The following is a 23,004-nucleotide window of genomic DNA, read 5'->3' as shown; positions in this document are numbered from 1 at the left end:
AAGCAGACCAGGCCTCTAGTCCCGTAAGACTGGAGGCCATTTTTATAAAATACTCAGGAGGAGGTGAGAGTATGGGATTGTCGTATGCGCAAGAATATAGTTGTCGTGACCATTTTCGGCAAAGAGCTTTTGAGCGCTTTGGCGTAGATGATCAGCACTTGAATAAGTGGATCAACCAACACCTCTCCTCCCTCTCTCCTTATGATAGTAATGTGGATCAACCCGCCAACACAGAAGCCTATGTAGCAAGTGATGGCGTCATCTTTGTCTGCAATATCAAAAGTCGGGAGTTCATCACTTGCTTTAAGGCGGTTAATTACCAAGAGTCTAAGGAAGAAGAGGAAGCTTATACGGACATTCACGAAAGCAATGTCGCTTCCTTTAAAGAAGATGTAAACCACCTAGTCAATCGCTACCGACTCAAGGAAGCTAGAGAGCTGTTTGAAAACATTGGGGAGGACTTGGATGACTTTTATCGCCTGTCCCAAGCAGTCAAGAACGGCCAATTGAGCGAACGAAATAGTAAGCGCCTAGAGGAATTGTTAAGCAAGTTTCATGTGATCAAGGCAGCCATGCGGATCATTGAAAATAAACGGGGAGATTACCATCTTTAGGGTCTTTTCCCCCTAAAAATAGGCGCCTAGAAGCCCTCTCATCTACTTCAGATGAGAGGACTTTTTTGCTGTGGAAAGCTTTTTGAAAAAAAGAGAAAAAAATTGTATAATAGAGTGGATATGCAAGTATTTGCAAAGCTGTAATTCGACTTGGGCGACCAAGGACCGTAAGTATTAAAACAATCACACTAAAGGAGACAACAGTGAGTAGTATTAAATTAGTCACTCTTGGCGGTGTTCGAGAAAATGGGAAAAATCTCTACGTTGCCGAAGTGAACGATTCAATTTTTGTCTTGGATGCAGGTTTGAAGTATCCAGAAAATGAGCAACTTGGGGTGGATGTCGTTATCCCCAACATGGATTATCTATTTGAAAACAAGGACCGCATTGCGGGTGTTTTCTTGACCCATGGTCACGCAGATGCGATTGGGGCCTTGCCTTATCTTTTGGCGGAAGCGAAAGTCCCTGTATTCGGGACCGAGTTGACCATTGAGTTAGCTAAACTCTTTGTAAAAAGCAATGACAGTGTGAAGAAATTCAACGACTTTCATGTCATCGATCAGAATTCTGAGATTGATTTTGGTGATGCTGTCGTCTCTTTCTTTCAAACAACCCACTCCATCCCTGAAAGTATCGGGATTGTGATTGGCACTCCTGAGGGCAATATCGTCTACACAGGAGACTTTAAATTTGACCAAACTGCCAGCGAGTCGTACGCAACAGACTTTGCTCGCCTAGCTGAGATTGGACGCGAAGGTGTCCTTGCCCTCTTGAGTGATTCGGCTAATGCGGATAGTAATATTCAAGTTGCCAGTGAGCAAGAAGTAGGCGATGCCATCTTAGATACGATTGCAGACTGGGATGGTCGTGTCATCGTAGCGGCGGTAGCCAGCAACCTTTCTCGGATCCAGCAGGTCTTTGATGCTGCGGCTGAGACTGGCCGTCGAGTGGTCTTGACAGGGTTTGATGTGGAAAACATCGTCCGCACAGCTATTCGCTTGAACAAATTGTCTCTTGCCAACGAAAAACTCTTGATCAAGCCAAAAGAAATGAGCCGTTTCGAGGATCATGAATTGATTATTTTGGAAACAGGCCGGATGGGTGAGCCGATCAACGGTTTGCGCAAGATGTCTATTGGCCGTCACCGTTATGTGGAAATCAAAGATGGGGACTTGGTCTACGTCGTCACAACACCATCGATTGCTAAAGAAGCTGTGGTGGCTCGTGTGGAAAACATGATCTACCAAGCAGGTGGCATTGTTAAATTGATCACGTCAAGCTTGCGCGTGTCTGGTCACGGAAACGCACGGGACTTGCAGTTGATGATCAACCTTCTTCGTCCTAAATACCTCTTCCCGATCCAAGGGGAATACCGCGAATTGGATGCCCATGCACGAGTAGCGATGGAAGTCGGTATCTTGCCTGAAAATATCTTTATTCCAAAACGCGGCACTGTGATGGAGTACGAAAAGGGGGACTTCGTCCCTGCCGGTAGCGTCTCAGCTGGAGATGTCATGATCGATGGGAATGCCATTGGTGATGTGGGCAATATCGTCCTTCGTGACCGTAAGGTCTTGTCAGAAGACGGGATCTTTATCGTGGCGCTCACGGTGAATCGCAAAGAGAAGAAAATTATTTCCAAAGCGCGCGTGCACACCCGTGGTTTTGTCTATGTCAAGAAGAGTCGGGATATTCTTCGTGAAAGTTGCGAATTGGTCAACCAAAGTGTTGAAGACTATTTGGCACAAGACAGCTTTGACTGGGGGGAATTGAAAGGTTTGGTACGCGACAACTTGTCTAAGTTCTTGTTTGAACAAACCAAACGTCGTCCAGCCATCCTACCAGTCGTGATGGAAGTGAAATAATAGAAGAAATGGAAACGCTTGGCAGCCAGAGGCTTGCCGAGTGTTTTTAACAGTAGAAAGAGGAAATCAAATGGCAGTTATGCAGATTGAGTATTATTCAGAAGCCTTGAAGATGGAGTGGGGCGTGTCCGTCCTTTATCCCGATGCATCGCGCGTGGAAGATCCAGCGGATACGGATATTCCGGTTCTCTATCTCTTACACGGGATGAATGGCAACCACCACTCCTGGTTGAAGCGGACCAATGTGGAGCGCATCCTGCGCAATACCAATCTGATCGTGGTCCTACCCAACACCAATAATGGCTTTTACACAGATACCCAGTATGGCTACAACTACTACACGGCCATTGCGAAAGAATTGCCAGAGACTCTTTCTCGCTTCTTCCCGAATATGACTAAGAAACGGGAGAAAACCTTTATTGCTGGCTTATCCATGGGCGGCTATGGATCGATGCTCTTGGCCCTCAAGACAAATCGTTTCTCTCATGCGGCTAGTTTCTCTGGAGCACTTAGTTTTCACGATAGAGACTTTGAAAACAATGACTTGGAACAACCAGCTTTTTGGAAGGGAATTTTTGGAGAGATTGAGGATTGGACGACCAGTCCCTATTCGCTAGAGACTGCTGCCAAGAAGTTTTCAGATAAGAAGACCAAGCTCTGGATCTGGTGTGGGGAGCAGGATTTCCTTTATGAAGCCAATAATTTTGAAGTCAAGGAACTAGAAAAGTTAGGCTTGGATGTCACCTATACCCACAGCCCAGGCAAGCACGAATGGTTCTACTGGGAACGTGAGCTGGAGCACTTTTTACAAACCCTACCAATTGACTTTGAATTAGAAGAAAGACTAAGTTAAGATACAAAGGGCGTAAAATGCAAAGTGAAAAAAGGAAATTGTCGCAGGGAGCGATGCTCACAAGAGACTTTATCTTTTTCACATAGCATTTAGGGTGTGTTCATTTATTAAGATTGAAACAATCATCATATGGAGGCTGGGACAAAAGTCCTAGCCTCTTAATTGTTTTTGGATTGTCGAGCAAGACGCAGTGGTTGAGTGGGCTCTAGTACGCTGATTTCATCAACTTTTACAGCCCTACTCAACTGTGCGGAGGTGGGACGACGAAATCGAATTCTAACGAATGACCGATTTCTGTCCCACTCTCTTTTCTTATATATAGGAAGAAAAGCTAGAAAGGCCACTTATTCATTTCAGTCCTGCTTTCTTTGTGGTATAATAGGAATGATTGAAAAATGAGCTAGAAATAGCGAACAAGATAAGAGGAGAGAAATATGGCAAAAGATATTCGTGTGCGTTATGCACCAAGTCCAACTGGACTACTACACATCGGAAATGCTCGTACAGCATTGTTTAACTACTTGTATGCGCGCCATCATGGTGGAACCTTTATCATCCGTATCGAAGATACGGACCGCAAACGTCACGTTGAAGACGGGGAACGTTCCCAGCTTGAAAACCTTCGTTGGTTGGGCATGGACTGGGATGAAAGCCCTGAGACGCACGAAAACTACCGCCAATCAGAACGGCTACCACTTTATCAAAAATACATCGACCAACTCTTGGCTGAAGGAAAAGCCTATAAATCTTACGTTACAGAAGAAGAGTTGGCAGCGGAACGTGAACGCCAAGAAGCAGCAGGTGAAACACCTCGCTATATCAATGAATACCTTGGCATGAGCGAAGAAGAAAAAGCAGCTTATATCGCAGAACGTGAAGCAGCTGGTGTGATTCCAACGGTTCGCTTGGCAGTCAATGAGTCAGGTATCTACAAATGGCATGATATGGTCAAAGGCGATATCGAGTTTGAAGGTGGCAATATCGGTGGGGATTGGGTCATCCAGAAGAAAGATGGCTACCCAACTTACAACTTTGCCGTTGTGATCGATGACCACGACATGCAAATCTCTCACGTCATCCGTGGAGACGACCACATTGCCAACACCCCAAAACAGCTCATGGTCTATGAAGCTCTTGGATGGGAAGCACCTGAGTTTGGACACATGACTTTGATCATCAACTCTGAAACAGGTAAGAAGTTGTCTAAACGGGACACCAACACCCTTCAATTTATCGAAGATTACCGTAAGAAGGGCTACCTTCCAGAAGCAGTCTTTAACTTCATCGCTCTTCTTGGTTGGAACCCTGGTGGGGAAGACGAAATCTTCTCTCGCGAAGAACTCATCAAGCTCTTTGATGAACATCGTCTCAGCAAGTCTCCAGCTGCTTTCGACCAGAAGAAAATGGACTGGATGAGCAATGAGTATATCAAGAATGCGGATCTTGCGACTATCTTTGAAATGGCCAAGCCATTCCTCGAAGAAGCAGGTCGTTTGACAGACAAGGCTGAGAAGTTTGTAGAACTCTACAAGCCACAAATGAAGTCAGTGGACGAAATCGTTCCATTGACAGACCTTTTCTTCTCAGACTTCCCAGAATTGACAGACGCTGAGCGAGAAGTCATGGCTGGTGAAACGGTTCCGACTGTACTTGAAGCCTTTAAGGCCAAACTCGAAGCCATGTCAGACGATGAGTTTGTGGTAGAAAATATCTTCCCACAAATCAAAGCGGTCCAAAAGGAAACTGGTATCAAAGGGAAAAATCTCTTCATGCCAATCCGTATTGCCGTTTCAGGTGAAATGCATGGTCCTGAATTGCCAGATACTATCTACTTGCTTGGACGTGAAAAATCTATTCAGCATATTGAAAATATGTTGGAAAAAATCAGATAATTATCAGAAAAGTCCCTATTAAAAGGGGCTTTTTGTTTCACCTCTAAAGTAAAAGTATTATAGGATTTTTTCAAAAAATTGCCCCGGTTTGACAAATTGATCCTACTGAAAACGATTTTATTACTATCTAAAACAAAAATTATAAAAAAATAGCAATAATTAAGGATAATTGCTTCCAAAAATCGACAGATTAGTCTATAATGTTAGGGAAATAAAAAATGTAATAAGGAGACAGAAATGTTTTTTAAACGTTCGAACGGTGAATTCCGTGAAACGGATCGTGTGACCCGTTTCAAATTGATCAAATCAGGTAAAAACTGGTTGCGTGCTGCGACTTCTAACTTTGGTCTTTTGAAAGTCATTCGTGGTCAAGTCGAAGAGACTGTTGTAGCTGAAGTGCGTGAAGACGCAGTATCAGTGAAAGAAATGACAAGCCGTGGCTTGCTCAAAGGGATCGTAGCAGCTGGTGCTGTTCTTGGTGCAGCTACAGTAGCGAACACTGCAAAAGCAGATGAGACAGGATCAGATGTTGCGACTGCATCTGAGCTTTCAAGTGAGGCTCTTGTAGAACAAGGAAGTACAGTACTTGGTACAACTTCAACAACTGAATCTCAGTCTGAATCAACAACTGAGTCAACAACAGAATCAGCTAGCGCTTCTGCATCTGCAAGTGCTTCAACCTCTACAAGCGTATCTGTATCTCACTCAGCTTCATTGAGCGAACAAGGTTCAGCAGAACTTTCAGCAGCTTCAAGCGAATCAACTGTAGCAGCTGGCTCTGAAGCAAGTGTAGAAGCTACTACAACAGTAGCGAAATCTGAAGATAAAGTTGTTTTGGAACAAAACACTTCAGAAGCAGCATTGTTGAACAAGATTGCAGGAGACTACTCAGCAACTGTTTCAGCTCCAGAAAAGAAAGCAGCACTTAATGCTGCCATCGCTAAAGTTCAAACAGAATTGACAGCAAGCAACAGCTTGATCAATGCTAATGCATCCGCTCAATCATACGCAGACCAACGCGAACGTTTGAGCAAGTCAGTAGATGACATGATGGCAACCTTGACTGCAGCAGGATTTACTGGAAACACAACAGTAAACGGTGCTCCAGCAATTTCAGCTCAGTTGGCTCCAATCTCAACAAGCACTACTGGTAGCGTAAATACTACACCAGTTATTACAAATGCAAATGGTGCAACGATTGAAGATCCTGAATTCAACGAAGCTGGTTATGCTTTGGATCCAAATGCTGAACGTTTGACTTTTGGTGTATGGCAATTCCTTAAGACAGACCATTCAACTGGTGCCAAAACAAACTTTGATTACTACGCTACTCTTTCAGTAGACCGTTCAGCCATCACTGGTAGTCTCTCAGCTAACCCAGATGTTTACTTGCGTATTGTGAAGAAGTCTGATGGTACAGAAGCTTACACTCGTACTATTCATGCTGGAGAAAGCAATATCTCTCTTCCAAGCTACATCACAAACAACAATTCTGATGTAACAAATACCTTAACCTATGCGGCTTCTAACGGAACAGATCCAGGGAATGTGACCTTCTCATTGGTTAACCCTCAGCATGTATATGAAACTCTGCAAATTCGTGATATCAACTATCCTGGTAACCAGGGTGAAGATAAGCCGAACATTCAAACTTCTGTTCCTTATGCAAAAGCTGATCAAACAACACACTATAAACTTGTTGATAGCAGCAAGTACACAAAAGGACAAACTTATACACCAACTGGAAATGAAACAGATCTTGCAAGCTATACGCAAACAGGTCTTGCTGGTCAAAAATTCACAGCTTCAGGAAACCGTAATATTGAGGGGTATGAACAAGTTCCAGCAACAACAGACACAACTCAAAAAACATCGGGTGTCCTTGGTAAAGGTGTTGTTGGCCAAAAATTGGTCGAACTTCAAGGTGGAGCAAACCACTACTACGTGAAACGTATTTCTGAAATCGTTGATACGGAAGGTTCAACTGTTACAAAATTCTACGCTCTTGACCCATCACAAGTTAACAATTTTACAGCATCAGATATTGGTACTGAAGATGTATCTAAGTACACACTTGTTTATACAAGTAAAGTAAATAAAGCTAACTCAATTTGGGAAGCTGACGAAACAAAAGTTACAAGAGTAAACAGCAAAAATGGTGACTACTATATTGAAGTTAATGAAACTGCTGGAAGTCGTGCATTAATTATCTCAGGTTGGTTCTCTACTACAGAGACAGATACCTATAAACAAATGGATGGAACAATGCATACTTATCCACGTCCATTTAAAGGAGCACCTGATCGTTCTCTTACAGCAGCATCATCAGCTAATAATCAATTTAATGTCATTGCTGGTAAAAATCCAGAAATTCAAGCAGAAGGATCTGTTTCGAATGATCCTACAGCACCAAATGGTAAAGCATATTCTAATTTGAAGGGGTATGTATCATTCTCTAACAACTACTCAATTCCAACTGCGATTAAACCATCGACTGATGTAAATTATTACTTTGTTAAGTCAGACGAAAAAGGAAGTGTTTACGTTCACTATAAAGATACTGAAGGAACAACGATTAAAGCTTCAGTAACAGATGAAGATAAACAACCTATCAACAAAGCATATGACACAGTAGTAGATAACCGTCCAGATACAATTGAGTACAATGGTAAAACTTACGAGTTGGTACCGGCAGGTACATATACTGTTGGTCAAGTTGACTCAGATGGTCACCTTACAACTTCAGACCCAATTAAAGGTTCAGTTGCTAAACAAGATCAGAATGTAACCTATATCTACAAATTGAAAGAAACACCAAAAGAAGGTGAAGTTGTTATCACTTATGTAGATACGAAAGGTAACGAAATCCAAAAATCTCGTCAAGATACACCTAAATCACCATATGATACACCATATGATACAACAGAAAAAGGTGAAAAACCAAATATCATCAAGACTACTGATGGTAAGACATATAAGATTGTACCTAAAGGTGATTACCCAGTAGGAGGTGTTGATGAAAATGGTCATTTGAAATCTTCAGATCCTATTACTGGTAAAGTTGACAAACCAAAATCTACCATTACTTACGTTTATGAAGAAGTTGGAAGTGTCTTCGTTCATTATAAAGATATTAACGGAAATACGATCATGGGATCTGTTATTGATGAGCAAGATCAACCACTTGAGAAGGATTATGATACTGTAGTAGATAATCGTCCTAAAGAAATTAAATTTGAAGGTAAAACTTACGAACTTGTAGAAGCTGGTAATTACCCAGTAGGTCAAGTTGACAGCCAAGGTCACTGGACAGGTGATGATGATACAACTGGTAAAGTGGCTTCAGGTGAGAAGAATGTTACTTATATCTATAAGTTGAAAGTGGAATCACAATCAGATTCAGGTTCAAATTCAGCATCAGAATCAGCTTCAGCTTCACAATCATTATCAGAAGTTGTATCTAACTCACAGTCTGTATCAGAACAAGCTTCTACATCATTGTCTGAATCAGTACAGGAATCAGCATCGGTATCAGCATCTGAGTCATCGTCGTTGAGCACGTCGGCGCAAGAATCAGCAAGCCAATCAGCATCAGAATCAGCGTCAGTATCGGCATCTGAGTCAGCATCGTTGAGCACATCAGCGCAAGAATCAGCAAGCGTATCAGCAAGTCAATCAGCCTCATTGAGTACATCGGCTTCAGCATCAGCATCAACTTCAGCAAGCCAATCAGCCTCATTGAGCACATCGGCTTCAGCATCAGCAAGCGTATCAGCAAGTCAATCAGCCTCATTGAGCACATCGGCTTCAGCATCAGCTTCTGTATCAGCTAGTCAATCAGCATCATTGAGCACATCGGCATCAGCATCAGCTTCTGTATCAGCAAGTCAATCAGCATCATTGAGCACATCGGCATCTGAATCAGCATCAGTATCTGCGAGCCAATCAGCATCATTGAGCACATCAGCGTCAGCATCAGCATCAGTATCTGCGAGCCAATCAGCATCATTGAGCGAATCAGCTTCTGCATCTGAATCTGCATCGCAATCTATTTCAGAATCACAATCAGCTTCAACAAGCCAATCAGTTTCTGAATCAACATCAGCGTCTGAGTCAGCATCAGAATCAGCATCAACATCAACGTCTGAATCTGTTTCAGCATCTGAGTCAGCGTCAGCATCATTGAGCGCATCAGCATCTGAGTCAGCAAGCGTATCAGCAAGCCAATCAGCGTCATTGAGCACATCGGCTTCAGCATCAGCATCAGTATCAGCAAGCCAATCAGCGTCATTGAGCACATCAGCTTCTGAATCAGCATCAGTATCTGCGAGCCAATCAGCATCATTGAGCACATCGGCATCAGCATCAGCTTCTGTATCAGCAAGCCAATCAGCGTCATTGAGCACATCGGCTTCAGTGTCAGCATCTGAATCTGCATCAGCATCTGAATCAGTATCAGCGTCATTGAGCGCATCAGCATCTGAGTCAGCAAGCGTATCAGCAAGTCAATCAGCATCATTGAGCACATCGGCATCAGCATCAGCTTCTGTATCAGCAAGCCAATCAGCATCATTGAGTACATCAGCGTCTGAGTCAGCATCAGTATCAGCAAGCCAATCAGCATCATTGAGCACATCGGCTTCAGCATCAGCTTCTGTATCAGCTAGTCAATCAGCGTCATTGAGCACATCAGCGTCTGAATCAGCATCAGTATCAGCAAGCCAATCAGCGTCATTGAGCACATCAGCATCTGAATCAGCATCAGTATCTGCGAGCCAATCAGCATCATTGAGTACATCGGCTTCAACATCACTTTCTACATCTGTATCACAATCAGCATCTAACTCTTCATCAAATTCTGAAAGTGAAACACCTAAACAAGGTGAAGTAATCATCACTTATGTAGATACAAAAGGTAAAGTGATTAAAGATCCTCGTCAAGATACACCAAACTCACCATATGATACTCCATATAACACAACTGAGGAAGGTGAAAAACCTAACACAATCAAGACTCCAGATGGTAAGACATACAAGATCGTACCAAAAGGTGATTACCCAGTAGGTAAAGTTGATGGCGATGGACACTTGGAATCATCTGATCCAATTAAAGGTAAAGTTGATAAACCTAAATCAACTATCACTTACGTTTATGAAGAAGTGAAGGGTAACGTATACGTTCACTATGTTGACGTCAATGGTAACAAGATCAAAGAATCAGTAACTGACGAAAAAGATCAACCAGTTGATAAGGACTACGATACAGTAGTAGACAACCGTCCAAGCACGATCGAGTTCCAAGGTAAGACATACGAATTGGTACCAGCTGGTAACTACCCAGTAGGTCAAGTCGACGAACAAGGTCACCTTAAGTCATCAGATGCTACAACTGGTAAAGTTGCTGAAGATGATACGAACGTCACTTACGTCTACAAATTGAAAGAAGATCCAACGAAACCTAAAGAAGGTGACGTCATCATCACTTACGTAGACGAAAATGGTAAAGAAATTCAAAAACCTCGTCAAGACACACCAAACTCACCATATGACACACCATATAACACAACTGAGGAAGGTGAAAAACCTAATACTATCAAGACTCCAGACGGTAAGACTTACAAGATCGTACCGAAAGGTGACTACCCAGTAGGTAAAGTTGATGGCGATGGACACTTAGAATCATCTGATCCAATTAAAGGTAAAGTTGATAAACCACGTTCAATCATCACTTACGTTTACAAAGAAGTGAAGGAAGAACCAACTCAACCTAAGGGTAGCGTATACGTACACTACAAAGATACTGAAGGTAACACCATTAAAGAATCAGTAACAGATGAGTTAGACCAACCAGTAGGTAAAGACTACAACACTGTTGAAGACAACCGTCCACAGTACATTAGATTCGAAGGTAAAACTTACGAAATCGTACCAGTCGGAAACTACACAGTTGGTAAAGTAGATACTCAAGGTCACCTTGAATCAACAGACCCAACAACTGGTAAAGTGGTTGAAGGACGTAAAGACGTTACTTACATCTACAAACTTGTCGAAGAACCTGTACAACCTAAGGGTAATGTATACGTTCACTATGTAGATGAAAATGGTAACACTATCAAGACTTCAGTAGTGGATGAAAAAGACCAACCAGTAGGTAAAGACTACGATACAGTTGTGGATAACCGTCCTAAGACAATCACAACTGCAGATGGTAAAGTCTATGAATTGGTACCACAAGGTAACTACCCAGTAGGTAACGTTGACGGTGAAGGTCACTTAACAACAACTGACCCAACAACTGGTAAAGTTATCGAAGGTGATAAGAACGTTACTTATGTTTACAAACTTGTGAAGACTCCAAACGTTCCAACACCAAACACTCCAGTGCCACCAACTCCAACACCAAACACTCCAGTGCCACCAACTCCAACACCAAATACTCCAGTGCCACCAACTCCAACACCAAATACTCCGGTAGATCCAACACCTAATACACCAGTGAACCCAGTTCCTGAGCAACCAGCTAAACCAGCTCCAGCTCTTGAACAACTTCCAAATACTGGTGAAACAGGATCTGTAGCTTCAGCTCTTCTTGGAGCAGTTGCAGGGGTTGCAGGGGTTGCAGCACTTGGAAGCCGCAAAAAAGAAGATGAAAAATAATCTTCTGTCCTAATTTGATTCGGTCATTTCAGGTATGTGGGAAATGAAAAAGGATCCAAAAAGAGAACCTCCGGGTTCTCTTTTTGTGTGCTGTATTTTATGTTAAAAACTAGTCTTAATTAGTTACTTTTTGGGGAAAATTAGTGTATAATAACTCGATATCTTATTTTTGAGGAGAGGAAATGTTTTTTAAACGTTCGAAGGGTGAGTTTCGTGAAACGGAACGAATCACACGATTTAAATTAATCAAGTCAGGAAAAACTTGGATGCGGGCATCTATCTCGCAACTAGGGTTTTTTCGTATCTCTCGTGGTGATGCGACTGATAAAATCGTGAGACCTTTCGAAACTTTTGCTGATCCAGTTCCTGCTCCGATTTCTAAAGGGATCCTTGTGTTGGGGGCTCTTGCTGGAGCAACTACAATTGCTACACCTGTGTTGGCAGAGGAAAATGAGGTGAGTTCGTTTCTCGAATCTGAAATCATTCCAACAACAGGTGTGGTTGGTCAGGACAGTTTTGTTTTGGGGACGACATCTGCTACAGATTCTGGATCAATGAACCGGTCTGTCAGTGAATCCCTATCACATACGGAGTCAGGTCGTCAGTCTGTTTCAAAAAGCAGTTCTTTATCACAGTCGGTTTCTTTGAGCGAATCCTATGTTACAAGTGGTTCAGTTAGTCATGTAGACAGTCTGTTAGCTTCTGAACAGGATCCTGAAATCAGTGAGAAAGTAAACAAGAATCAAACCACTCGCTCAGAGGAAGACGTAAAACGTCTGCAAGCTTTGGCTTTGGATTTATACACCTATCGTGCGCAGGCTTTGGAGATACCTGGAACGGAAGCTGCGATTGAGAGTGGAGATTTGTCTTTAGAAGCGATTCGAAGCGGTTTGTCCAATCCAGCGATTCAAATTGAAGCTGTTGAAAGCCAAGCAAAGAGTGCTCGGAATCGCTTAGCCAATGCGGTGCTCCGTGCTACTTCGGGTCAACGAGATCCGCGCACGGGCGATTCGTTAGATGCAGAGAATCGTTTTCGTGCGCCGTTTTTCATGAGTGGACCTGCGAATAATTATTTGATTACAGCTTACAATTCAGACCCTGTTAAGCTACAGTACATTGTAAGAGAGCGAAGTGGTGGGGTCATCTTGACCTATATGGGATATGCTCCAAATAGTGAGCGCGTTGAAGGCGTTTTAGTTCCCAATGCGACTCTGAAATCTCCGTTCGCACCTATGTTGATCGAAGGGAAAGTTGGAGGAAATGAGGTCGTAGAACCCGGAAAGACTTATACGATTACAGTTCGTTTTACCAATTCGAACAATCAGTTTATTGATCGCTCTTTCCGAATTAAAGTTTTACCCCAAAATGACGGCATTCGTAACCCGATTAGAGATGTAGCGACCGAGCTCTATGTCAACGATACTAGCAATCTAGTAGAGGTTGAGAAAGATAGGATCTGGGAAGCGTTCAAGACCTCTAATCCCCAAATTGTGAGCTCGAAGGACTTCAAGGAGTATTCTGTCTCAGCGTCAGGTGTAGTGACTATTACTTATAAAGATAACACTTCAAATGATGTGACTGTCCCTGTCAAGCACCTTCCAGTACCTACAGTTACGACGCGACTATTGGAGAAAGCGAATACCCAGACACCTGTAACAGTGACAGGTGCCAATCCTGGGTCGACAGTCGTTTTGTATAACAATGACGAAGAAGTTGGAAGAGCAGTAGCCGATGCTTCTGGTCAGGTGATGGTAGTGCCTACAGTGCCCTTGCAGTCAGGTGGAGTGAATGCAAAAGCTCTCATCTTCTACGGTGATCATCCGGTTTATTCGGATGCAAGTAATTTGGTTGCGGTAACGATGGACTCAACAGAATATAGTCAATCTGTATCGAATTCAGAGTCTATTTCGACAAGTCGATTCGAATCTGTTCGTGCATTAGAGCTTGCTTCAAAGAGTACTCTTGTATCAGCTTCGGTATCAGCCAGCACTAGTGAGTCTGTAACAGTCTCTACCTCAGTTTCGGAGAGTGAACGAGTGTCAGAATCGGTATCGCTATCCGAATCGGCATTCATTTCTGAATCAGTCTCAACATCAGAGTCAGTGTCTGCATCCGAATCAGAATCTGCATCTGAATCGGTATCCGAGTCAGTATCCGAAACAGTCTCAACGTCTGAATCAGAGTCTGCGTCTGAATCAGAGTCAGAGTCAGTATCGATGTCTGAGTCCGTCTCTACGTCCGAATCAGTCTCAACATCAGAATCGGCATCAATATCAGAGTCAGTCTCAGTGTCTGAGTCAGTCTCAACATCCGAGTCAGTATCAACGTCTGAATCAATCTCGACATCTGAGTCATTGTCAGCGTCTGAGTCAGCGTCAACATCGGAATCAGTCTCTACTTCAGTGTCAGTTTCGACATCCGAGTCGGCATCTACATCCGAGTCGATTTCAACGTCTGAGTCAGCGTCAGCGTCTGAGTCAGTTTCAGAGTCGGAATCAGTGTCAATGTCCGAATCAGTCTCGACATCAGAGTCAGTTTCAGTCTCTGAATCGGTATCGACGTCTGAGTCGGTTTCTACATCTGAATCAGCGTCAGCCTCTGCATCTGAATCAGCTTCTGCGTCTGAGTCAGTTTCAGTCTCTGAATCAGTATCTGCGTTCGAATCGGTTTCTGTATCTGAATCAGTGTCAACGTCCGAATCAGTCTCAACGTCTGAGTCGGTCTCAGCGTCTGAATCAGTGTCAACGTCCGAATCGGTTTCTGTATCTGAATCGGTGTCTATTTCTGAATCAGTATCAGCCTCAGAATCTGTATCTACATCTGAATCAGTGTCTGCATCTGAATCAGCATCGACATCCGAATCAGTGTCTGCATCAGAGTCATTGTCAGCGTCTGAGTCAGCATCAGCCTCTGAATCAGTATCTACATCTGAGTCAGCATCAACCTCTGAATCAGTCTCAGCGTCTGATTCAGTTTCAACGTCCGAATCTGCGTCTACATCAGAATCAGTTTCAACGTCTGAGTCAGCGTCAACTTCTGAATCGGTCTCAGCGTCCGAGTCAGTATCGGCATCCGAATCAGTCTCAACGTCTGAGTCGGTATCAGCGTCTGAATCAGTATCAACATCCGAATCAGCTTCTGCGTCTGAATTAGTGTCTACTTCCAAATCATTGTCATCATCCGAATCAGTTTCGACGTCAGAATCAGCATCTGCTTCTGAATCAGTCTCAACCTCTGAATCGGTATCGGCGTCTGAGTCAGTATCGACGTCCGAATCAGTTTCAACATCCGAGTCAGTATTAATATCTGAATCAGTTTCAACATCTGAATCAGTGTCTGCATCTGAGTCAGCGTCGACATCAGAATCAGTATCGACATCCGAGTCATTGTCCGCGTCAGAGTCAGTTTCAACATCTGAATCGGTGTCAACATCCGAATCAGTTTCTGCATCCGAGTCGGTCTCAACCTCTGAATCGGCATCAACATCCGAGTCAGCATCAACATCAGAATCAGCATCTGCATCTGAGTCAGCGTCAACCACTGAGTCAGTTTCAGCCTCTGAATCGGTATCGACGTCTGAGTTTGTATCTACATCAGAATCAGTCTCAACCTCTGAATCGATATCTGCATCAGAATCAGTGTCTACCTCTGAATCGGTGTCGATTTCCGAGTCAGTCTCGACATCAGAGTCAGTATCTACATATGAGTCGGCATCTACATCTGAGTCAGCGTCAGTATCTGAGTCAGCATCAACGTCTGAATCATTGTCTACGTCCGAATCGGTTTCTGTATCTGAATCAGCATCAACCTCTGAATCAGTCTCGGCATCCGAGTCGGCATCGACGTCTGAGTCGGTTTCAACTTCAGAATCAGTTTCGACATCCGAGTCTGAATCAACATCCGAATCATTGTCAGCCTCAGAGTCAGTTTCAACATCTGAATCAGTATCGGCGTCTGAGTCAGTTTCAACATCAGAATCAGCCTCCGAATCAGTGTCTGCATCAGAGTCGATTTCAACCTCAGGATCTGTTTCGACGTCCGAATCAGTCTCAACCTCAGAATCAGCCTCTGCGTCCGAGTCAGCGTCAAAATCAGAATCAGCATCAACGTCAGAGTCAGTTTCAACGTCTGAATCAGTTTCTACTTCAGAGTCGGCATCTACATCTGAGTCAGTTTCAACCTCAGAGTCAGTATCAGCGTCGGAATCAGTATCAACGTCTGTGTCAGCGTCTACCTCAGAATCAGTCTCAACATCTGAATCAATCTCGACCTCCGAATCATTGTCAGCATCGTTGAGCAGTTCAGTATCAGAAAGCCAGTCAGTCTCTACCTCGCTTTCAGTTTCGACATCAGTCTCTGCATCTGAGTCAGCATCATTGAGTACCTCTGTCCCTGAATCAACTTCAACATCAGTAAGTACTTCAGTTTCAGTGAGTCAATCACAATCAGGAGCAACATCTGCTAGCGGTTCATACTCTAACTCAATGAGCCAATTAATTTCTCATTCAGAGTCATTGTCTGCATCAGAATCAGCAAGTGGATCACAAAAACACAGCCAATCTGTGGTGCTTCCGAATACTGGCGAATCAGGATCTGTAACATCAGCTAGCGGTTCATACTCTAACTCAATGAGCCAATTAATTTCTCATTCAGAGTCATTGTCTGCATCAGAATCAGCAAGTGGATCACAAAAACACAGCCAATCTGTGGTGCTTCCGAATACTGGCGAATCAGGATCTGTAACATCAGCTCTTCTTGGGCTAGTTACAGGGTTAGCTGGAATTGCTGGACTTACCCGACGTAAAAAGAAGGGTAACTGATCTAGTTGGAAATATCATTTTTTTCGAGTGAATCTCATAGGAGATTCACTTTTTTACTAGTAGAATGAAGTATTTTTAATGTGTTACAAAAAAATTTGAAAATTAAACAATAATATAGAAGTTTTTTGTAGCAAATTACTTGAATCTACGTAGTATTCCTGTATAATTAATAATGACTACAATGTAAGGGGAATATCATGCAATTTAAGCGTTCAAAAGGAAACTTTCGTGAAACAGATCGTGTCGTACGCTTCAAATTAATTAAATCAGGAAAAAATTGGCTTCGGGCATCAACGGCTGCTCTAGGCCTCTTTCGCGTGGTGCGTGGGCAAGTGGAGGAGACCATCATTGCCAACGTACAGCAAGATCAAATAGAAAGTCAAAAGCATAACCAAGCCTTCTTAAAAGGTTTGATTACGGTAGGGACTGTATTTGGTGGTGCTGTACTTGCTACGACTGCTAAGGCGGAGGATGCAACATCACTTGCACCAACGGTTTCCGAGACAAAACAGGAGACCTTGGCAGAAGTAGATAGTGTGGTCTTAGGAAATACCTCTACCCAGTCTTCAGAATCCAGCTCTGTTTCAGGATCAACCAGCCTTTCTACATCTGTGAGTGCATCTGCTTCAATCAGTGAATCCGCTTCTTTGTCCTTGAGCGAAGTTGGATCAACTGCATTATCAACGGCAGTTAGCGAGTCTGCTCAAGCTTTAGAGTCAGAGGTGGTTGTTGAGGAGCCGACTAGTTTAGAAGAAGCCACTGTTTTGGAGCAAAATACCTCTGAAGCTGAATTGCTTCAAGAAATTGCAGGGAATTACGCATCTAAAATGACGGACACCGATCGCCGAGCAGTGGTTCAAGCGGTCATTAACAAAGTGCAGGCCGAAGTGACTGCAAGCAATAACTTGATCCACACCAATGCCAGCGCTCAAGCTTATGCTGACCAGCGCGATCGCTTGGAGAAAGCTGTCGATGAGATGATGACGACCTTGACAGCTGCAGGTTTTGTGGGAAATACAAATGTAGATGGGAAACCTGCGATCTCTGCTCAGTTGGCTCCCATTGCTGAGGTGGCTAAGAGTAGTAGCAAAGATCTAGAGATTACACCAAACATGGATGATCGCAACGGTGCTAGTGTTGAAGATGCCCCTCTAACAGCTACAGATGTTGCCAAAGATCCTCATATCGATAAGCGCTATGTTAACCAAACACCTGAAGAAATTGCTGCTTATAAGAAGGATACGGATGCGACTCGCTATACCTTTGGGATTTGGGATTTTGTTAATAAAACAGGAGAATCACTCGGCTATTATGCGACCTTGTCTGTCAATCGTACCGATACCGATCCGAATACCCATGTGGGAAATGATGTATATTTCCGTATTGTAAAAAAATCAGATGGTTCTGAGATTTTCTCTCAAACCTTCTCTGCAAATGTCATTGGGGGCACGCAGTTCCAACTACCTAACGAAGTGTTGATTAAGAAAGCTCCTTTGGGGAATATGTTTGCCTATAGTAAGGCTGATGATGGGAAACCTGGGAATGTTTATCTAGGTACCTACGCTAGTCCTGAGACAAGTTTCCTTGTACGTGATGTATATGATGTAATGAACCCTTCGAAACAAGGGGAACTATTGACTTCGAGAGCTGAAATCAAGGTTCCATCTATGTGGGGGCACCAGTCGACTTTCTACAAAGTGGTAGATCCAGCAGGCAAATGGGTCGATGGAGAATACACGCCAACTGGGAAGGAAGAAGTCTTAGCAGAGTATACCCAATACGGGATTGAAGGTCAGCATTATACGGCCTCCAATGCTCGTGATATTGCAGGATATGTCAAGGTTCCGGTAGTGAACTCGGCTCAAAAAGCAACAACTGGGATCTTTGACAATAGTACGGTTGGCACACGCCGAGTGGAATTATATGGAAATGCGCGTGAGCATTTTATAAGAAGTGAAGTTGTTACAACCAGTCAAAACGGTGACTACATCCTTCGTTACTACGTTCTGGATCCTTCCAAAGTCTATAACGTTTCGAATCTCGATGTCGGGAATGAGGCGGTATTTGATAAGTATACCCTTGTTTATGAAAAAGAGTTTAAACAAGATGTTTCAGATGCCCTTTCTGATTTAGGTGGAACGAATAAAGTTGAAAGTAAGAACAAAGATTATTTCTTGAATGTTACGCCAAAACGGGTGGATGATCGTCATTTTGAGTTAGAGATTACCGGATGGTTTTCGGCTAAGGAAACTGTCACCTATACTGATGAAAATACAGGGAAAGAATACACGGTTCCAAAACCATTCACAGAGCTTCCAAAATCAGCTTTTCTCGGTAACAATCAGACTATGATTGTTGGGAAAGATGCGACACCTCAAGGAGCAGAAGGCTTTTCTAACTTTAAACAAACCATTCAAAAAATGGTGGTTTCAAATCCACTGACGAGCGTGAACTATTATTATCGGAAAATGACGTCGTCAGAATCTGCATCACAGTCTCAAAGTTTCTCGACTTCAACGTCGGCATCCCTAGTTTCAGATTCGATTTCCTTGTCACAATCTGTCTCGACAAGTGAATCCAACTCGTTGGTTCAAGAATCGATCTCCACAAGTCAGTCAGAGTCGTTGATTCAAGAGTCAGTTTCAGCGAGTCAATCGGATTCCTTGGTTCAAGCCTCCGTTTCAGCAAGTCAATCGGAGTCGCTAGTTCAAGAGTCGGTTTCAGCAAGTCAATCGGAGTCGCTAGTTCAAGAGTCGGTTTCCGCCAGTCAATCAGAGTCGTTGGTTCAGGAATCCGTTTCAGCCAGTCAGTCAGACTCGCAGGTTCAAGCATCTGTATCGGCCAGCCAGTCCGAGTCCTTGATTAAAGAATCTGTATCCGCAAGTCAATCAGAATCCTTGGTTCAAGCCTCGGTTTCAGCAAGTCAATCAGAATCCTTGGTTCAAGCCTCGATTTCTGCAAGTCGGTCAGAGTCATTGATTCAGGCATCAGTCTCAGCTAGTCAATCAGAGTCGCTGGTTAAAGAATCAGTATCCGTCAGTCAATCAGACTCGTTGGTTCAGGCATCAGTTTCAGCCAGCCAGTCGGAGTCGTTGGTTCAATCGTCCGTTTCTGCTAGTCAATCCGATTCCTTGATTCAAGAATCTGTATCAGCTAGTCAATCCGATTCCTTGGTTCAAGAATCCGTATCTGCCAGTCAGTCTGAATCGTTGCTTCAGGAATCGGTTTCCGCAAGTCAGTCAGAGTCCTTGATTAAAGAATCTGTATCCGCCAGTCAATCAGACTCGCTGGTTCAGGCATCTGTATCGGCCAGCCATTCAGAGTCGCTGATTAAAGAATCTGTATCCGCCAGTCAATCAGACTCACAATCAAAAGCAGCATCAGCATCTAAGAGTGAGTCTGAAAAAGCCTCGAAATCTGTTTCGTTGAGTCAGTCGGTATCCTTATCTAATTTAGCATCTAGATCAATTTCTGTGTCTCAATCGCAGTCAACATCGGCGGTTGGATCGGAGGAAGTGGTTTCTCAACTGATTTCCTTGTCACAATCTATTTCGATGAGCAAAAAGCTGTCAGAATCCGTTTCGTTGAGTCAGTCAGAGTCATTGGTTCAGGAATCCGTATCGGCTAGCCAATCAGCCTCGTTGGTACAAGCATCAGTTTCTACGAGTCAATCCGAGTCGCAAGTTCAAGATTCGGTTTCAGCCAGCCAATCAGAGTCACTGGTTAAAGCCTCAGTCTCCGTCAGTCAATCAGCCTCGTTGATTCGAGAGTCCGTTTCTGCGAGCCAATCCGATTCGCAGGTTCAAGAATCAGTTTCTGCAAGTCAGTCAGACTCGTTAGTACAAGAATCAGTTTCCGCTAGTGAATCAGAGTCTTTGGTTCAGGCATCGGTATCAGCAAGTCAATCAGATTCCTTGGTTCGAGCCTCAGTCTCCGCCAGCCAATCAGAGTCACTGGTTAAAGCCTCAGTCTCCGTCAGTCAATCAGACTCGTTGGTTCAATCGTCAGTTTCTGCGAGTCAATCAGATTCACTAGTTCAAGAGTCAGTTTCGGCAAGTGAATCGAATTCATTGGCTCAAGAATCGATCTCAGCAAGCCAATCAGATTCTTTGGCTCAATCGTCTGTTTCAACCAGTCAGTCCGAGTCATTGGTTCAGGAATCCGTATCTGCCAGTCAGTCAGACTCGCTGATTCAAGAATCAGTTTCCGCGAGTCAATCCGACTCGTTGGTTCAGGCATCTATATCGTCTAGCCAATCAGAATCCTTGGTACAAGCGTCCGTTTCTGCGAGTCAATCAGACTCGCTGGTTCAGGCATCTGTATCGGCTAGCCAATCCGATTCGTTGCTCAAAGAATCCGTATCAGCTAGTCAATCTGATTCCTTGGTTCAAGCGTCGGTTTCCGCAAGTCAGTCCGAGTCATTGGTTCAGGAATCCGTATCTGTCAGTCAGTCAGACTCGCTGATTCAAGCATCAGTTTCCGCGAGTCAATCCGATTCGCTAGTTCAAGAGTCAGTTTCCGAAAGTCAATCGCAATCTACTTCTGATATCGAATCTAAGTCTCAAATTACAGAATCTATGTCCTTTTCTCGTTCTGATTCAATGAGTCAGTCGGAATCGCAAGTATCGACTGATTTGCAATCAACATCATTGAGTCAATCAGAATCGTTGGTGCGAGAGTCAGTTTCTGCGAGTGAATCGGAATCATTGGTTCAGGAGTCTGTATCGGCCAGTCAATCAGAGTCGCAGGTTCAAGCCTCAGTATCTGCTAGCCAATCGGATTCGTTGGTTCAAGCATCTGTATTGACCAGCCAATCAGAATCGCTAGTTCAAGAGTCGATTTCAGCTAGTCAATCAGACTCGTTAGTACAAGAATCCGTTTCGGCAATTCAATCCGACTCCTTGGCCCAAGCATCCGTTTCAGCAAGTGAATCAGAATCGCTAATCCAAGAGTCGATCTCAACTAGTCAATCCGAGTCTTTGGTTCAAGCGTCCGTTTCTACTAGTCAGTCCGAATCGTTGATTCAGGACTCCGTTTCTACTAGTCAGTCCGAATCGTTGATTCAGGACTCCGTTTCAGCGAGTCAATCCGATTCGCTAGTTCAAGGGTCGATTTCAGCCAGTCAATCAGAGTCGCTGGTACAAGAATCAGTTTCTGCCAGCCAATCAGACTTGTTGGCTCAAGTATCGGTATCGGCAAGCCAATCAGAATCCTTGGTTCAGGACTCCGTTTCAGCTAGTCAATCTGAATCGCTGGTACAAGAGTCCGTTTCGGCTAGCCAATCCGAGTCATTGGTTCAGGAATCTGTATCTACCAGTCAATCAGAGTCGCTGGTACAAGAGTCAGTTTTCGCCAGCCAGTCAGACTCGTTGCTTCAGGAATCCGTTTCAGCGAGTCAATCAGAGTCGTTGGTCCAAGAGTCAGTTTCCGCGAGTCAGTCAGAATCACTGGTTCAGGCATCTGTATCGGCTAGCCAATCCGATTCGTTGCTCAAAGAATCCGTATCAGCTAGTCAATCTGATTCCTTGGTTCAAGCGTCGGTTTCCGCAAGTCAGTCCGAGTCATTGGTTCAGGAATCCGTATCTGCCAGTCAGTCAGACTCGCTGATTCAAGAATCAGTTTCCGCGAGTCAATCCGACTCGTTGGTTCAGGCATCTATATCGTCTAGCCAATCAGAATCCTTGGTACAAGCGTCCGTTTCTGCGAGTCAATCAGAATCACTGGTCCAAGAGTCCGTTTCGGCAAGTGAATCGAATTCATTGGCTCAAGAATCGATCTCAGCAAGCCAATCAGCTTCACTCCTTTCTTCAAGCGAATCGGCTTCAACGTCCATGCCAGTATCTGAATTTCCTTTGACGAGTATTTCAGATTCTATAAGCGCATCATCGACAGAGAGTCAATCCTTATCGCAGGAAATTTCTGAATGGATCAGTGTGTCTTATGCGTCAAGTTTCTCTGCTGTGACAAGTTCTTCGGAGTCTGTCGTGTCTTCGTTTGGCACCTCTTACTCAGAATCTCCATCAGACACAAGCTCACTAACTGCGGCGCACTCTTCAGGACCTGCTCTTCCAGAGACAGGTGCCCATCCTTCATCTAATATTCTTGCTACAGGAGCTTCCATTCTTCTGTCTGGATTAGCCCTTTTAGGAATTCGGAAAAAAGATGGCAAATAAAACCTTAAAAGACCGGAATGAACCGGTCTTTTATTGATCTCGAATGTCTAAGAAGTTGGGAAATATGTTATAATGAATGAGGAAGTTTTCGTTGAGGGATATGAAAAAGGTTACTTTGTGAAAAGCTCTG

The 23,004-nt window shown here is 43.7% G+C and carries 9 protein-coding genes and 1 pseudogene; 8 read left to right on the top strand and 2 right to left on the bottom strand.

The features are described 5' to 3' along the window. The first annotated feature begins 71 nt into the window (after positions 1-71). The 6 genes and pseudogenes from NMM13_RS03275 to NMM13_RS10120 all read left to right on the top strand — a co-directional run. The gene (locus NMM13_RS03275) at positions 72-614 is read left to right on the top strand and encodes a hypothetical protein (RefSeq protein ID WP_254728741.1); all 543 of its coding nucleotides are present in this window, start codon (positions 72-74) and stop codon (positions 612-614) included. 203 nt (positions 615-817) lie between these two features. Further along, on the top strand, positions 818-2,479 hold the full coding sequence (locus NMM13_RS03270; protein WP_003008950.1) for a ribonuclease J: 1,662 nt from the start codon (positions 818-820) through the stop codon (positions 2,477-2,479). A 70-nt stretch (positions 2,480-2,549) separates the two neighbouring features. Further along, a complete protein-coding gene (locus NMM13_RS03265; RefSeq protein WP_049482651.1) occupies positions 2,550-3,332 on the top strand; it encodes an alpha/beta hydrolase family protein in 783 nt (260 codons plus the stop codon). 434 nt (positions 3,333-3,766) lie between these two features. Further along, positions 3,767-5,224, top strand: coding sequence for a glutamate--tRNA ligase (gene gltX / locus NMM13_RS03260; protein ID WP_254728739.1), 1,458 nt, complete (start codon positions 3,767-3,769; stop codon positions 5,222-5,224). Positions 5,225-5,461: 237 nt separating this feature from the next. Continuing rightward, complete coding sequence (locus tag NMM13_RS03255; RefSeq protein WP_302850456.1) at positions 5,462-11,881, top strand: accessory Sec-dependent serine-rich glycoprotein adhesin; 6,420 nt, start codon at positions 5,462-5,464, stop codon at positions 11,879-11,881. Between the two features lie 182 nt (positions 11,882-12,063). After that, a pseudogene (locus NMM13_RS10120) lies at positions 12,064-13,443 on the top strand (KxYKxGKxW signal peptide domain-containing protein); the annotation flags it as partial. A gap of 317 nt (positions 13,444-13,760) precedes the next feature. Here NMM13_RS10120 and NMM13_RS10085 read toward each other — a convergent pair. Continuing rightward, positions 13,761-15,422: a hypothetical protein gene (locus NMM13_RS10085; protein ID WP_302850475.1), complete on the bottom strand. Its 1,662-nt coding sequence runs from the start codon at positions 15,420-15,422 to the stop codon at positions 13,761-13,763. A gap of 227 nt (positions 15,423-15,649) precedes the next feature. Then, entirely contained in the window at positions 15,650-15,853 is a 204-nt protein-coding gene (locus tag NMM13_RS03240) for a hypothetical protein (RefSeq protein WP_254734690.1), read from the bottom strand. Between the two features lie 458 nt (positions 15,854-16,311). Between NMM13_RS03240 and NMM13_RS10115 the strand changes: the two genes are divergently transcribed. Together NMM13_RS10115 and NMM13_RS03230 are read left to right on the top strand one after the other, a co-directional pair. After that, positions 16,312-16,701, top strand: coding sequence for an LPXTG cell wall anchor domain-containing protein (locus NMM13_RS10115; protein WP_254727635.1), 390 nt, complete (start codon positions 16,312-16,314; stop codon positions 16,699-16,701). Between the two features lie 197 nt (positions 16,702-16,898). Beyond that, entirely contained in the window at positions 16,899-22,874 is a 5,976-nt protein-coding gene (locus tag NMM13_RS03230) for an accessory Sec-dependent serine-rich glycoprotein adhesin (RefSeq protein ID WP_254727598.1), read from the top strand. Positions 22,875-23,004 lie beyond the last annotated feature (130 nt).

It is taken from the genome of Streptococcus sp. CF8_St5-11, assembly GCF_024295625.1.
Lineage (GTDB): Bacteria > Bacillota > Bacilli > Lactobacillales > Streptococcaceae > Streptococcus.
This window is presented reverse-complemented; position numbering and strand designations above follow the sequence as displayed.

Excerpts from the sequence above, each read along its gene's own strand:
- NMM13_RS03275 (WP_254728741.1), top strand. The coding sequence starts at position 72 with ATGGGATTGTCGTATGCGCAAGAATATAGTTGTCGTGACCATTTTCGG.
- NMM13_RS03265 (WP_049482651.1), top strand. The coding sequence starts at position 2,550 with ATGGCAGTTATGCAGATTGAGTATTATTCAGAAGCCTTGAAGATGGAG.
- gltX (WP_254728739.1), top strand. The coding sequence starts at position 3,767 with ATGGCAAAAGATATTCGTGTGCGTTATGCACCAAGTCCAACTGGACTA.
- NMM13_RS03255 (WP_302850456.1), top strand. The coding sequence starts at position 5,462 with ATGTTTTTTAAACGTTCGAACGGTGAATTCCGTGAAACGGATCGTGTG.
- NMM13_RS03240 (WP_254734690.1), bottom strand. The coding sequence starts at position 15,853 with ATGTTGAAACTGACTCAGACGCCGATACTGATTCAGATGTTGAAACTG.
- NMM13_RS03230 (WP_254727598.1), top strand. The coding sequence starts at position 16,899 with ATGCAATTTAAGCGTTCAAAAGGAAACTTTCGTGAAACAGATCGTGTC.